This is a genomic window from Polynucleobacter sp. UK-FUSCHL-C3, assembly GCF_040409815.1.
GTDB lineage: Bacteria > Pseudomonadota > Gammaproteobacteria > Burkholderiales > Burkholderiaceae > Polynucleobacter.
In genome coordinates, this window is record NZ_CP099959.1 from 796266 (window position 1) to 811197 (window position 14932).

General features: G+C 48.7%; 10 protein-coding genes. 6 read left to right on the forward strand and 4 right to left on the reverse strand.

The window, feature by feature from the left end; translation table 11 throughout:
• The first annotated feature begins 130 nt into the window (after positions 1-130).
• From glnA to NKE59_RS03950, 5 genes are read left to right on the forward strand one after another with little or no spacing between them, the layout of a single operon-like run.
• Entirely contained in the window at positions 131-1546 is a 1416-nt protein-coding gene (glnA, locus tag NKE59_RS03930; protein WP_353439679.1) for a type I glutamate--ammonia ligase, read from the forward strand.
• Positions 1547-1570: 24 nt separating this feature from the next.
• Positions 1571-2707: a nitrogen regulation protein NR(II) gene (glnL, locus tag NKE59_RS03935; RefSeq protein WP_353439680.1), complete on the forward strand. Its 1137-nt coding sequence runs from the start codon at positions 1571-1573 to the stop codon at positions 2705-2707.
• A complete protein-coding gene (ntrC, locus tag NKE59_RS03940) occupies positions 2707-4173 on the forward strand; it encodes a nitrogen regulation protein NR(I) (RefSeq protein WP_353439903.1) in 1467 nt (488 codons plus the stop codon). The genes glnL and ntrC overlap by 1 nt, the downstream gene beginning before the upstream one ends.
• Before the next feature lie 35 nt (positions 4174-4208).
• On the forward strand, positions 4209-5060 hold the full coding sequence (gene xth / locus NKE59_RS03945) for an exodeoxyribonuclease III (protein WP_353439681.1): 852 nt from the start codon (positions 4209-4211) through the stop codon (positions 5058-5060).
• Positions 5061-5071: 11 nt separating this feature from the next.
• Positions 5072-5782: a hypothetical protein gene (locus tag NKE59_RS03950; RefSeq protein WP_353439682.1), complete on the forward strand. Its 711-nt coding sequence runs from the start codon at positions 5072-5074 to the stop codon at positions 5780-5782.
• On the opposite strand, the gene NKE59_RS03955 is transcribed toward NKE59_RS03950, so the two are convergent.
• The 4 genes from NKE59_RS03955 to NKE59_RS03970 form a co-directional block, all read right to left on the reverse strand.
• Positions 5783-7912: a M3 family metallopeptidase gene (locus tag NKE59_RS03955; protein WP_353439683.1), complete on the reverse strand. Its 2130-nt coding sequence runs from the start codon at positions 7910-7912 to the stop codon at positions 5783-5785. It lies immediately after the preceding gene.
• A 78-nt stretch (positions 7913-7990) separates the two neighbouring features.
• A complete protein-coding gene (folD, locus tag NKE59_RS03960; protein ID WP_353439684.1) occupies positions 7991-8860 on the reverse strand; it encodes a bifunctional methylenetetrahydrofolate dehydrogenase/methenyltetrahydrofolate cyclohydrolase FolD in 870 nt (289 codons plus the stop codon).
• 8 nt (positions 8861-8868) lie between these two features.
• Positions 8869-9501 (reverse strand): response regulator transcription factor, encoded by a 633-nt coding sequence (locus NKE59_RS03965; RefSeq protein ID WP_353439685.1) that lies wholly within the window; start codon positions 9499-9501, stop codon positions 8869-8871.
• A complete protein-coding gene (locus NKE59_RS03970; protein WP_353439687.1) occupies positions 9464-12040 on the reverse strand; it encodes a PAS domain S-box protein in 2577 nt (858 codons plus the stop codon). The genes NKE59_RS03965 and NKE59_RS03970 overlap by 38 nt, the downstream gene beginning before the upstream one ends.
• A gap of 194 nt (positions 12041-12234) precedes the next feature.
• On the opposite strand from NKE59_RS03970, the gene aceE reads away from it, so the two are divergent.
• A complete protein-coding gene (aceE, locus tag NKE59_RS03975) occupies positions 12235-14931 on the forward strand; it encodes a pyruvate dehydrogenase (acetyl-transferring), homodimeric type (RefSeq protein WP_353439688.1) in 2697 nt (898 codons plus the stop codon).
• The last annotated feature ends 1 nt before the right edge of the window (position 14932 follow it).

The window sequence follows — 14932 nt, forward strand, 5'->3', positions numbered from 1 at the left end:
AATAGTGCAAAATAACTAAATAGTGCTTCTGTGCACGAGTAAATTACCTTCATGATTTAAATCCGTTGTTGGCTTGATTAATCCCCAGTCGCTTGAGTTCCAAATTACTTCATTCATAGAGGAGAGTTGCATGACAAAAACTGTCGCAGACGTAATGAAACTAGTTAAAGAGAAGGAATGCACCTTCGTTGACTTCCGCTTTGTAGATACCAAAGGTAAAGAGCAGCACGTCTCAGTACCAATCTCTGCATTTAATGAAGATAAATTTGAGAGCGGTCACGCTTTTGATGGCTCATCGATTGCTGGTTGGAAGGGTATCGAAGCTTCTGACATGTTGCTCATGCCAGACCCAACTGCAGCGTATGTGGATCCATTTTATGAAGAGCCCACCTTGGTTATCACGTGTGATGTGATTGAGCCATCTGATGGTAAAGGCTACGATCGCGATCCCCGTTCAATCGCTAAGCGCGCTGAAGCGTATTTGAAGAGCTCGGGTTTAGGTGATGCTGCTTACTTTGGCCCAGAGCCAGAGTTCTTTGTCTTTGATGGCGTGCAGTGGAATGTGGATATGCAAGGCTGCTCGGTGAAGATCCATTCGGAAGAGGCTCCATGGTCATCGGGTGCTGATATTGAAGGTGGTAATACAGGTCATCGTCCAGGCAAGAAGGGCGGTTACTTCCCAGTTGCTCCTGTCGATACATTCCAAGATATGCGTTCAGAGATGTGTCTGATTCTGGAGTCATTAGGTATTCCAGTGGAAGTGCATCATCATGAAGTGGCTGGACAAGGTCAAAACGAATTGGGTACGAAGTTTAGTACCCTCGTACAACGCGCTGACTGGACCATTTGGCAGAAGTATGTTGTGCAAAACGTAGCCCATGCCTATGGCAAAACTGCAACGTTTATGCCTAAGCCTGTTGTCGGCGATAACGGCTCTGGTATGCACGTTCACCAATCGGTTTGGAAGAATGGCGAGAACTTGTTTGCAGGTAATGGCTACTCTGGTTTGTCAGAGTTTGCACTCTATTACATCGGCGGCATCATTAAGCACGCCCGTGCATTAAACGCGATTACCAACCCTGGTACTAACTCCTATAAGCGTTTGGTTCCTGGCTTTGAGGCTCCTGTCAAGTTGGCTTACTCTGCCCGTAACCGTTCTGCCTCCATTCGGATTCCATACGTTTCAAATCCAAAAGGACGCCGGATTGAGACCCGCTTCCCTGACCCATTAGCAAACCCATACTTGGCGTTCTCAGCCTTGTTAATGGCTGGCTTGGATGGCGTGCAGAACAAGATTCATCCGGGTGAGGCCGCAGATAAGAACCTCTATGACCTGCCTCCTGAAGAGGATGCAAAGATCCCAACCGTATGCCATAGCTTGGATCAAGCCTTGGAGTGCTTGGATAAGGATCGCGAGTTCTTAACCCGCGGTGGAGTATTTACAAATTCGATGTTGGATGCGTATATCGATCTGAAGATGGAAGAAGTAACCAAGTTCAGAATGACCACGCACCCTATCGAGTTTGATATGTACTACTCGCTGTAATTTCTTAATCAGGTTGCGCGCTCCATGTTGCGTAATCCATTAAGTAAAGGGGCTGCTGCTGTCACTACACCGGCCGCCCCTTTTGTTTCAAGCATGTTGGATCAAATGCCAAACTCCGTATTGGTATTTATTGGTGTGACTAAAGATTTAGTCTATGCCAACGCTGCAGCAGAAGCAGCTTTGGACCTTTCTCGGAAGAGCCTACGTGGTCATACCCTCTACGACCTGTTTGGCGAGAACCAAGCGCTCAATCATATGATTGATGAGGTGTATGCTGGTCGGGCGGTAGCCCAGCGTCAAGAACTCGTCTTGTATTCTGTCCCCGGAAAAATTTATCGCGAGCCCCTTGCAGTCCATGTGGTGATTGCCATGCTTGAGGACCCCACTCTGATGATGATGGAGTGGTTCCCGATTGATCAGCAACTCAAGAGCGAGCGTGATGAGCGGGTCTCCCATCAGGTTGAGGCTAATAAGCAACTCATGCGTAATCTAGCCCATGAGATCAAGAACCCTCTGGGGGGGATTCGGGGGGCGGCACAACTCCTGGAGTTTGAGTTACCTGAGAAGGGACTACGGGAGTACACCCAGGTCATTATTAAAGAGTCTGATCGTTTGCAGACCTTGGTAGATCGATTGCTTGCCCCTCATCGCAAAGCACACGCGATGGATCCATTAAATATTCATGAGGTCTTGGAACGGATTCGGAGCTTGGTCTTGGCTGAGTTCCCTCAGGGCTTGAAGATCATTCGTAACTATGACACCAGCTTGCCTGATATTTTGGGGGATCAAGAGCAATTAATTCAGGCGGTACTGAATATTGTGCATAACGCCGCACAAGCTCTTGGTGATGAGATTCGCAGAGGCACAGCCCAGATTGAACTGCGCACGCGAGTGGCTCGTTCGGTCACGATTGCAAAGCAACGACACAAGTTGGCATTAGATTTGCATGTAATTGATAACGGACCGGGTATTCCGGATGAGATTCGTGAGCGCATATTTTTTCCATTGGTGTCAGGCAGGGAGGGCGGCAGTGGCTTGGGACTAACGCTGGCACAGACTTTTGTGCAGCAACACCAGGGATTTATCGCTTGCGAGAGTCGTCCTGGTTATACGGATTTTCATATACAGATTCCTTATCGGAAGCAGGAGATGGCGCAATGATGAAACCAATTTGGATTGTTGACGATGATCAGTCAATTCGGTGGGTGCTTGAGAAAGCGCTGAGTCGTGAGAAGATCCCGCACCGCAGCTTTAGCAATCCCAATGATGTGCTCAATGCCCTTGAAAAAGAGTCTCCTGAAGTATTAATCTCGGATATTCGGATGCCCCGCGGTAACGGTCTTGATCTCCTGCAACACGTGAAGGCCAGCCATCCCAACTTACCGGTCATCATCATGACCGCCTATTCTGATCTGGAGTCGGCGGTGTCATCGTTTCAGGGCGGTGCATTTGAGTACCTGACCAAACCATTTGATATCGATAAGGCTGTCGAATTAATCCACCGTGCAATTGGAGAGGGTAAGCGCACTCAGGCTCCTTCCAAAGAATCCGCCGCCTGGTTACAAGAAGCCCCTGAGATTATTGGGCAGGCACCTGCGATGCAAGAGGTATTTCGGGCAATCGGTCGTCTCTCACAATCCCAAGTAACTGTTCTCATCACTGGTGAGTCTGGAACTGGTAAAGAGTTGGTAGCGCATGCCTTGCATAAACACAGCCCACGTGCGAAGGGCCCATTCATCGCTTTGAATACCGCAGCCATTCCAAAAGATCTATTGGAGTCAGAACTCTTTGGGCATGAACGTGGGGCCTTTACTGGGGCACAAGCACTGCGTCGTGGTCGCTTTGAGCAAGCCGAAGGCGGTACCTTATTTTTAGACGAGATCGGCGATATGCCGTTTGATCTGCAAACACGTCTCTTAAGAGTGCTATCCGATGGACATTACTACCGAGTGGGCGGTCATGATCCAATTCGATCGAATGTGCGTATCATCGCAGCCACGCATCAAAATCTAGAGGCTCGTGTTGCCCAAGGTCTCTTTAGAGAAGATCTGCTCCATCGCTTGAATGTGATTCGGATTCGCTTGCCTGCGTTACGAGAGCGTGCCGATGATATCCCCGCGCTAGCACGTCATTTTATGGTGTCGAGTGCAAAGTCTTTGGGTGTAGAGGCCAAACGTTTATCTGATGAAGCGCTCAAGGTCATTGGTCAAATGAGTTTCCCTGGTAATGTGCGTCAGCTTGAGAACCTATGCCATTGGATGACCGTGATGTCACCTTCCACAGTTGTCGGAGTTAATGATCTCCCAGAAGATCTATTGCTATCAGCCAATACGCCCGTTGCCAGTTCCAATGCCGCTCCAAGTACTGCGACCATTCCAATCGTTGAGGGTGTTAGCCCATCGCGAACTGGAACTGAGTGGGAAGGAAACCTTAACCGCTTGGCAGTAAAAATGCTACAAGACAACGATCAAGAAGTATTTGATTCTCTCTTGGCTCGCTTTGAGAAGTCGGTCTTGATGGCTGCATTGGAAGTAACCCGTGGTCGCAAGGTAGAAGCGGCTACCCGCCTGGGTATTGGTCGCAATACCATTACCCGTAAGTTACAAGAGCTCCAAATCGACGTATAAGTATCCGGACCGGGTATGGCAATTACAATCTTGTCATGCCCGCTCAAAAATCAATCCGCATAGCAGCCTGGAATGTTAATTCCATCAAGGTGCGTCTACCGCACGTTATTCAGTGGCTAGAGAGTCAGGCAAAAGCACAAAACCCGATTGATGCGCTGTGCTTGCAAGAGCTCAAGCTGACAGATGATAAGTATCCCCATCGTGAGCTTGAGGCGGCAGGGTACATTAGCATTAGTAATGGTCAAAAAACCTATAACGGGGTATCCATCATTTTGCGTAAGAGCGCCTTGACCTCCTTAGCATGTGACCCAGAAACTGCATTCTTACAAGTCAATAAGAACATCCCCAACTTTGCCGATGAGCAACAACGCATCCTTGCTGCTATCGTTTGTTTTAAAGAGATGCCACCGATGCGCGTAATCTCGGCTTATTTCCCAAACGGTCAAGATCCGGCTAGTGATAAGTTTGTTTATAAACTTAATTGGCTTCATGCTCTCAGAACATGGCTCGCCACCGAGCTGAAAACCTATCCACGTCTAGCACTCTTGGGAGACTTTAATATCGCCCCCGAAGATCAAGATGTGCATGACCCTAAGGCCTGGGAAGGACAAAATCTAGTATCACCCCAAGAGCGAGAGCAGTTCCAGAATTTGATTCAATTGGGACTGCATGACTCTTTCAGACTCTTTGAACAAGCACCCAAGACCTATAGCTGGTGGGACTATCGCATGATGGCATTCCGACGCAATGCGGGAGTTCGCATTGACCATGTACTACTCAGCAAAGAACTCAAGGAGAAGTGTATAGCCAGCACTATCGATAAGACTCCTAGAGGCTGGGAGCAACCATCGGATCATGCGCCGGTAATCGCACAGATTGCCTATTGAACAGCAGCCTCATGAGATTAATAGTCTTTGCTATTTTGTCTTTTACAAGTTTGTATCTACATGCAAGCTGTACTGATCAGCTTATTGATAATGTGAAGTATTCAAATGAATTTACAGTTCCATACATCTTAACTAGTCAAAATCAATCACCCCAGTACGTTTTAATCTTAATGCCCGGAGGAGCTGGTACTCTCAATCCGCACATCAATAATGAGGGTAAGTTGCAATTTGACTTCGCAGGAAACTTCCTGATTCGTTCTAGGAACCGGTTTTGTGATTCGCAATTTGCAACAGCCTCAACTAATTCAACGGAGAGCCCAGAGAGGATGGGTGCCTTAATTAATGATTTAGGGACACGCTTCCCAAATGCCAAAATCTGTATGGTGGGAACCAGTCGGAGTACCTACTCCACAATGGGATTGGCAGAAAAGTTTGACGGTAAGATCGATTGCATCGTTCATACAGCATCCATGAACCAAATTGCCCGCTTTGATACACGCAAGTTCAAGAGTAGACACCTAATGGTTCATCATAAAAATGATCCATGCCATTTGACCACCTATGCCAGTACCCAATCTAATCATGAGCGGTATAAAACACCTTTGATTACCATGGACGGTGGAAGCTCAACGGGTGATGCGTGCCAAGCATTTTCTTATCATGGCTTTCATGACATTGAGCAGCAAACCATTGATAAAATAAAGGCTTGGATCAAGCAGTAGCTAGGCCTGCGACACCAAACCACCATGACGCAACAGAGCATCAATCTGTGGTGGTCTCCCCCGGAATGCTTTAAAAGACTCCGCCGCAGGACGGCTACCACCAACCTCTAAAATCTCTTTGCGATATCGTTTGCCAGTTTCAGCATCCAAGACCGTACCCTTCTGCTTGGCCGCCTCCTCAAATGCTGAGTAGACATCTGCCGATAGGACCTCAGCCCATTTATAGCTATAGTAGCCAGCAGCATAGCCACCGGCAAAGATATGACTAAAGGTATTGGGCCAACGCGAGATAGTTGCTTGGGGTATCACATGGAATTGGTTATTAATCTCTCGGGCTAGATCAAGGACCGCTTGCCCCTGCGCAGTCTGAGCATCGAATTGAGAATGCAATCTCCAGTCCGTCAGTGAGAACACCAACTGACGCATAGTGGTCAACCCATTCTGAAAGTTCTTGGCAGATAACATCTTGTTATAGAGATCACGCGGTAATGGCAAACCGGTATCAACGTGCGCAGTCATTTGTTGGAGTACCTCCCACTCCCAACAGAAGTTCTCCATAAACTGACTCGGTAACTCAACAGCATCCCATTCAACCCCATTAATCCCAGAGACCCCCAAAGCCCCAACTTGCGTTAAGAGGTGATGTAGGCCATGCCCACTTTCATGGAACAAGGTAATGACATCGTCATGTGTAATTGTGGGTTGGCGCAGCTGACCGTTGACCTCAACCGGTGCTGCAAAGTTACAAACAAGATAGGCGACAGGCGCCTGTATCTCGCCATTGGCAAGAAGACGACGTCCCCGCGCATCATCCATCCAGGCGCCACCCCGCTTACCAGAGCGCGCATAGGGATCAAGATAAAAGTAGGCAATGATTTGATTATTGGTGTTACGGATCTCAAAAGATTGCACGCTGGGGTGCCAGATTGGCAAGGAGGCGGGCTGAATGTTGACCGAGAACAGGGTCTGAATAACCTTAAACAGGCCATCTAAGACCTTCGGCAAAGGAAAGTATTGCTTGAGCTCATTCTCAGAGAAGGCATAACGCTCATGCTTGAGTTTCTCTGAGATAAAAGCCATATCCCAAGGCTCAATTCCGTCGACTAGACCTAAAGAGCGAGCAAATTCTTGAAGCTCATTCCAATCCTTCTGAGCAAAAGGTTTTGCACGCTTGGCAAAATCAGTTAGGAAGCTATCCACTTCACTCACATCACGCGCCATCTTTGGGGCCAAGCTAAGCGCTGCGTAATTATCAAAGCCTAACATGCGCGCCTCTTCATCACGCAAACGCAGTTGCTCAATCATATTGTGGGTGTTATCCCACTCGATATTGCCCTTGCTATATTGCGGAGCTAGCTCAGAAGCACGCGTGACATAGGCTTCATAGAGTAAGCGACGTAATGAGCGGTTCTGGGAATATTGTTGAACGGGATAGTACGAAGGGAAATGCAAGGTAAATGCCCAACCTTCTAAACCTTTCTGTTTGGCTGTATCTGCTGCCGCCGCAATGGCATCCTCAGGTAAACCAATCAAATCGGCTTGACTACTCACTAGATGGATAAATGAATCCGTTGCATCTAAGACGTGATCAGAAAAGGCCTTGGCTAAAGCGGCTTGCTCATCTTGAATCTGAGTAAAACGTGGTTTCTGATCATCGGCCAGTTCAGCGCCGCCCAAACGAAAATCCCGCAGGGAGTTATCGATCACCTTTTGTTGTTCAGGGCTAAGTTTTGCAAACTCAGCGCTAGCCTTGATCTCTTTGTAGCGCTTATAGAGCTCCAGATTTTGTCCTAGGCTAGCAAAGAAGGCGGTTACCTTCGGCAACATCGCACCATAAGCAGCGCGTAGCTCTGGAGTGTCAGCCACTGCATTGAGATGCGAGACCACGCCCCAAGAGCGACCCAATTGTTCAGTAGCATCCTCTAGAGGCTCTGCTAGATCATTCCATGAAGCAGGCGTTTTGGGATCAATGGCCTTGGTCACTGCAGCCTCGCAGCCACTGAGTAAGAACTCAATCGCAGGAGCAATTTGCTCCGGCTTAACTTGATCGTATTGAGCAATGCCACGACCAAAAGAAAGCAGGGGGTTGCTGGAGGGATCTGGGGAGGAGGTATTGATAAGTGCGTTCATGCCATTAGCTTACAAGAATGTAGAAAAGCGGGTTTCCCCTACAAGAAGAGGGCGATAGGCCACTAAAGAAAACGATTACTAAGACAGCTTACTAGCTGGCTTCATGCTGCGCTCTACCGCCTCGAGCGTGTTCATGAGAAGCATGGTGATGGTCATGGGACCCACACCGCCAGGCACTGGGGTGATCCAGCCTGCAACATATTTGGCTGTATCAAAATCAACATCACCACACAGCTTGCCATCGGATTGGCGATTAATACCGACATCAATCACCACTGAACCAGGCTTCACCATATTGCCAGTAATCATCTTGGGCCTACCGGTAGCAACTACCAGAACATCAGCCTCTTTGGTATGAGCTGATAAATCTTTGGTCTTACTATTGCAAATCGTCACCGTAGCACCCGCTTGCAAAAGAAGCATAGCCATTGGCTTACCCACGATATTGGAGGCCCCGATAACCACTGCACGGGCGCCCCGCAAAGGATAATCAATACTCTCCAACATCTTCATACAGCCATAAGGGGTGCAGGGTTTAAAGAGTGGTGCACCGACCATTAAGGCACCTGCATTAGCAATATGAAAACCATCGACATCTTTATCGGAGGCAATCGACTCTAAAACACGCTCGGCAGAGATGTGTTTAGGTAAGGGGAGCTGTACCAAAATTCCATGAATGCTAGGATCGGCATTGAGGGTTGCAATGCGAGCAAGCAGTTGTGCTTCCTCAAGTTCGGCTGGATAGCGCTCAAGGACCGAATGAAAGTCAACATCCTCACATGCCTTAACCTTATTACGAACATAAACCTGACTAGCAGGATCATCGCCCACCACAATCACTGCTAGACCCGGACGCACACCTTTGGCGGTCAGAATCGCTGAGCGTGTAGCAATCTCAGCCCGTAATTTCTTGGAGAGCAGATTGCCATCAAGCAGTTGTGCAGGCATAGGGTTAATTAAGAGAGGGCTAAGCGTAGGAGATCGGCAACGGTATTGACGTTGAGTTTCTCCATAATATTGGCGCGATGGGCCTCAACAGTCTTAATGGAGATGCTTAAATCATCAGCAATTTGTTTATTCAAACGCCCAGCGACAATCCGCTCGAGCACCTGACGCTCACGACCCGTTAACTTGCCCAATAAACTCTGGGTGCTCTTACGTTGATCGGCCTGTGCAAAATCAATCCGTGCTTTGGTTAACATGCGCTCAACCAGAGCACATAGCTCATTCTCTTTGAAGGGCTTCTCCACAAAATCGACGGCACCCCGTTTCATGGTCGAGACCGCCATCGAGACGTCACCATGACCAGTAATAAATGAGATGGGCATCGGCAAGCCTTCGCTGATTAAACGTTCTTGTAACTCAAGACCCGACATACCGGGCATACGCACATCGAGGATCAAACACGAAATGGTGGACTTGTCCGTATTTTGGAGAGACTGCAAAAAACGTTCAGCGCTTGCATGGCAACGAACGGTGTAGCCATTACTTTCTAATAACCAAGTGAGGGAGTCGCGGACTGCCTCATCGTCGTCAACAACATAGACAACTTCAGCTTGTACTGTTTTCGGTGGATTGCTTAGATTCATCGGTATTTCCTATTGACGACTTCGATATATGACCAGATTCCAAAGGTAACAGAATTGTAAAGGTGCAGCCGACCAAACGGGTATGTTCGGTATCCGTATGATTTTTGGCCCACAAACGCCCGTGGTGAGACTCAATAATGGACCGGCAAATATTGAGGCCCATCCCCATCCCATCCTCTTTAGTACTGAAGAAGGGCTCAAACATCCTAGAGATCACGGATTCTGCAATTCCAGCGCCCGCATCGGTGACTTGGATACGAAGCATGCTTGGGAAGGTGCTGGTCTCAAGATCGGCAGTGATTCGGACGGGTGGGGCTGACCAGCGCGAGGAAAGGGGGTAGACCTCTCGCAGGCTATCTAGGGAGTTTTTCAGGAGATTGACCAAGACCTGTTGGATTAAGACTGGATCGAGTTCAACCGCCGGAAGATTGCCGGCTACCTCGGAAACGATCTTGAGTCGATGGCGATTGGCCTCAAATTCCACTAGACCAACCGAATCGGCCACGATATCGGCGATATTCGAAGGCTTACTTTGTGGCTCACTCCGTTTCACAAAACCCCGGATTCGCTGAATAATCGTGCCGGCACGATGAGCCTGATCGCTGGCTTTTTGCAGGGCAGGAAGCAATTCCGAAGAGAGTGGGTTATTGGTACCGCTAAGACGCTTGGCAATTCCCATGCAGTAATTAGAGATCGCCGATAAAGGCTGATTGAGCTCGTGTGCTAGTGAGGACGCCATCTCGCCCATGGTGGTGAGACGGCTGGTAAATTGCATCCGCTCCTCTTGTTGGCGCGCTAGATCCTCAGTTGTTTTTCTGAGGGTAATGTCGGTTGCAATGAGAAGTTGTGCCAAGTGACCATCAACCCAAGAGATATAACGTCGCCGTACTTCGTACCAATGGGTCGTATCGCCCCGAAGCTGGATTTCTTCGGAATCAATTTCAGTCGTTTGATTCAGTGCCATTGCGGGAAGACCGGCTAACGCATCCACATTGTCTCCCTCAAAATGAAAGATTGAGGAGGGATCCATCTCATGACCGGCTAAATCAATATGACCCTTGGCGGTATCACCAAAGCGCTCGCGGTAATATCGATTCGCAAATAAGAGCTCACCCGTTTCAATCGAGACCACCGATACTGCCGCATCTAGTCCTTCTAGTACGGTCACGAACCGTTCTTGCGTTGCGCTTAATTCTTCCCGAATACGCTTAGGCTCTGAGATATCAATCACAGAAGTTACCCACCCCGATTGTTGCCCCTTGTCATCAATCAGAGGGGCAATGAAGGTCCGTGTGGAGATCCGCGAGCCATCTTTACGCATGATCGTGCCCTCGATACCGCTCTTGAGATTACCGTCTAGGGCACCGCTCATCTTTTGCATCAGTTGCTCATGAAGCTCTGCAGGCCAGAACGGGAAGGGGGGCGTAAGACCCAATAACTCTTCTTGAGCCCAACCGGTCATCTCTGAGAACGAACGATTGACATAGGTGATGCGTTTGTCTAGATCGTGCGCCCGAATACCAACAGGCATCGAGTCTTCCAAGACGCGACGAAAGCTACTCTCGGTCCGCAAGTTTGCTTCGGTCAGTTGTCGCACCTGCATTTGTTTGAGAACAGACCATAGACTCCAGACCACGAAGGCAGACAAGCCAATGACCACACCAAGCAGCATCCGAAAGGTTAGGTCGGTCGGCGGTGGGTAGGTGTCAACACGCAAGGTGATATTAGGACCTAGAGCACCGAAATCGAGACTGGTTTCATTGCTGAGAGACCGGGTTGGGGTGTCGCGATCTGATGAAATCGCCAAGACCCGATTATCACGACCAATTAGTGAGTAGCGATGCTGGCTCTTTAGCTCTGGCGGAATAATGTATTGCAAGATCCCTTGGGTTGAGTACAGCACCGCTAGGGCACCCTTTGCTTCTCCATCCTTGAAGATCGTAATGACCTCCCAAAAGATAGATTGACGTTCTGCCATCACCGGATCATCTTTTGCAACATTAAGACTAATTACTTGACTGTAAGCAGGCCGGTTGGTCTCGCGACTCAGGAATATAGCTCTCTTGAGTTCACGATCAATCTCATTGGCCTGTGGCACGGTATCGAACCATTCGGTATTGCGACTGGGTGGTGGCACCATCCACTGACGCCATTCACTGTCATTGAGCCAAATGAGTTGCAAGATTTCAGGGTTGCCTAATACAAAGGATTGAACTTGGCTCAATATCTTGTCCCGTGCTGCACGATTATTTTCAGTTTGAGCCAAATCTCGACTGAAGGATTGCAAAGTCTCGCTATTATTAATAAAGCGTAATTGGATACGCTGCTTTACTAAACTCAGTTCACGAAAGAGGGAGCCTTCGTGCTGTTGACGCTCCTGAACTTGAAGGACGCCCAAAATGATCGCCATCACCACCAAAAAAATCACGATCGCTAATAATGGGGTGTAGACCAAGCGTGAACCAATAAAACGACGTAGCGAAGGCATTCTTTTGAATGCCTCTACGAGTCTTAATTGCAGGGTGCTGGTCTTGGACAAGCTAGAGATCCTTTTAAATAGTCTTATTTTTTCTTGAACACCCTAATATAAAGGGCTTTGCACTGCAATATAATTCCATATTGCGAAAAAGATTATCGTTATGTGGAAAATTAATTGTCATATTCAACACCTATTCTTAAAATATTAACCATAAGGCAAACAAAATTTGCCGTAACTAAAACCGGAGACAAACCATGGCAGCTGTACCAGAGCAAATGGCGGGTCAAGTGAACCAAAATGATCTTGATCCAATCGAAACAAAAGAATGGCTTGAGGCCTTAGATGGCGTGATTGCGCATGAGGGAACCGATCGAGCCGCATTTCTGATCGACCAACAAATTGCGCATGCACGGGTGAATGGAGTGGATCAACCATTTCATGCAGAGACCCCATACATCAATACGATACCCGTAGAGATCCAAGCACGTATTCCTGGTGATCAAAACATTGAGCATCGCATTCGTTCATACACGCGTTGGAACGCGATGGCGATGGTGTTACGTGCTAATAAAGATACGAACGTAGGCGGACACATTTCTTCGTTCCAATCGGCAGCCACCTTGTATGACGTTGGCTACAACCATTTCTGGCACGCACCTTCTGAACAGCATGGTGGTGACCTAATATTTGTGCAAGGCCACTCAGCCCCCGGTGTGTATGCCCGTGCTTATATGCTGGGACGTCTTAGCGATGAGCAACTCAATAATTTCCGTCAAGAAGTTAATGGCAAGGGGATCTCTAGCTATCCACATCCTTGGCTCATGCCTGACTTCTGGCAGTTCCCAACCGTATCGATGGGTCTTGGTCCCATCATGGCTATTTATCAAGCGCGTTTCATGCATTACTTGCAAGATCGAGGTCTTGCAACGACGGCAGGGCGCAAAGTGTGGGCCTTCTTAGGCGATGGTGAGACCGATGAACCCGAGTCCCTGGGTGCAATCGGTATGGCCGGGCGCGAGAAACTCGATAACCTCATCTTTGTAGTGAACTGCAACTTGCAACGTTTGGATGGTCCAGTACGCGGCAATGGCAAGATTATTCAGGAGCTCGAGAGCGAATTTCGTGGTTCTGGCTGGAATGTCATTAAGGTGGTGTGGGGCGGTCATTGGGATGCACTCTTTGCCCGCGACAAAAAAGGCATCTTGATGCAGCGCTTAGCTGAGATCGTGGATGGACAGTATCAAACGATGAAGGCGAAGAATGGTGCCTATGTGCGGGAGACCGTATTTAATACACCTGAGCTCAAAGCCCTCGTGGCCGATTGGAGTGATGAGGACATTTGGAACCTAAACCGTGGTGGACATGATCCCCATAAGGTCTACGCTGCATTCCACTCTGCCGCTAATCACAAAGGTCAACCGACCGTTATCTTGGCAAAAACCATCAAAGGGTATGGCATGGGAGGCTCAGGTGAGGGCATGAACATTGCTCACCAAGCTAAAAAAATGAGCCACGATGATGTGGTGCGCTTCCGGGATCGTTTTGAGATTCCGGTGAGCGATGATCAGTTGGAAGAGATGCCTTTAGTAAAGTTCCCTGAAGGTAGTCCTGAACTCGAGTACATGCGGACCCGCCGCATGGAGCTCGGTGGTTATTTGCCACAGCGTAGAACGAAAGCGGAGAGCTTGCCGGTTCCCGCACTCGATGCGTTCGGACCGTTGCTCGAAGCCACTACCGATGGGCGCGAGATCTCCACCACCATGGCATTTGTGCGTCTACTTAATACCGTTGTGCGCGATAAGACCATCGGCAAACGCGTGGTCCCCATTGTTCCTGACGAGTCTCGTACCTTTGGTATGGAAGGGATGTTCAGACAGTTAGGGATCTGGAGCCAACTCGGTCAGCTCTATACGCCTGAAGATCATGATCAGCTTATGTTCTACAAAGAAGATAAAGCAGGTCAGATCTTGCAAGAGGGCATCAACGAAGCAGGCGGTATGTGCGACTGGATTGCCGCAGCGACATCGTACTCGACACATGGTGTACCCATGTTGCCATTCTATATTTTCTATTCCATGTTTGGATTCCAACGTATTGGTGATCTTGCTTGGGCTGCAGGCGATATGCGTAGCCGCGGGTTCTTATTAGGCGGCACTGCAGGTCGCACCACACTCAATGGTGAAGGCTTGCAACACGAAGATGGACATAGTCAGATTTGGGCATCGGCGGTACCTAACTGCATTAGCTATGACCCCACCTTTGCCTTTGAGTTAGCGGTCGTGATCCAAGATGGAATGCGACGCATGCTCACCGAACAAGAGGATGTGTATTACTACGTCACGTTAATGAACGAGAACTATTCACACCCCGCGATGCCTAAGGGTGCAGAGCAAGACATCATCAAAGGGATGTATCGCTTGCAATCCGTGGGTGAAGCAAATAACCCACTACGAGTTCAACTGCTTGGTAGCGGTACGATCTTCCGCGAAGTGATCGCTGCTGCAGAGATGTTGCAAGCCGAGTGGGGGATTGCATCCGACCTGTGGGGTTGCCCCAGCATGAACGAGTTAGGACGCGATTGGAACGAGACCAACCGGAGTAATTTGCTGAACCCAGGTAACACCCCAAAACTCTCGCATGTAGAGCGCCTCTTAAAAGATACCAAAGGTCCTGTGATTGCTGCAACAGACTATATGCGGATGTTTGCTGAACAAATCCGGCCACCGATTCAAAATCTAGGACGTCGTTATGAGGTCTTGGGTACTGATGGCTTTGGGCGTTCAGATACCCGCGAGCAATTACGTCACTTCTTTGAAGTAGATCGTCGCTGGATTACTGTAGCTGCCCTGAAGGCGCTGGCAGACGATGGCAAGATCGATCGCAAGAAAGTAGCTGAGGCAATTGCGAAGTATCAGATTGATCCCAAAAAACCAAATCCAATGAAGGTGTAAG

Excerpts from the sequence above, each read along its gene's own strand:
- NKE59_RS03965 (WP_353439685.1), bottom strand. The coding sequence starts at position 9,501 with ATGAATCTAAGCAATCCACCGAAAACAGTACAAGCTGAAGTTGTCTAT.
- glnL (WP_353439680.1), top strand. The coding sequence starts at position 1,571 with ATGTTGCGTAATCCATTAAGTAAAGGGGCTGCTGCTGTCACTACACCG.
- folD (WP_353439684.1), bottom strand. The coding sequence starts at position 8,860 with ATGCCTGCACAACTGCTTGATGGCAATCTGCTCTCCAAGAAATTACGG.
- NKE59_RS03950 (WP_353439682.1), top strand. The coding sequence starts at position 5,072 with ATGAGATTAATAGTCTTTGCTATTTTGTCTTTTACAAGTTTGTATCTA.
- glnA (WP_353439679.1), top strand. The coding sequence starts at position 131 with ATGACAAAAACTGTCGCAGACGTAATGAAACTAGTTAAAGAGAAGGAA.
- aceE (WP_353439688.1), top strand. The coding sequence starts at position 12,235 with ATGGCAGCTGTACCAGAGCAAATGGCGGGTCAAGTGAACCAAAATGAT.
- NKE59_RS03955 (WP_353439683.1), bottom strand. The coding sequence starts at position 7,912 with ATGAACGCACTTATCAATACCTCCTCCCCAGATCCCTCCAGCAACCCC.
- xth (WP_353439681.1), top strand. The coding sequence starts at position 4,209 with ATGCCCGCTCAAAAATCAATCCGCATAGCAGCCTGGAATGTTAATTCC.
- ntrC (WP_353439903.1), top strand. The coding sequence starts at position 2,707 with ATGAAACCAATTTGGATTGTTGACGATGATCAGTCAATTCGGTGGGTG.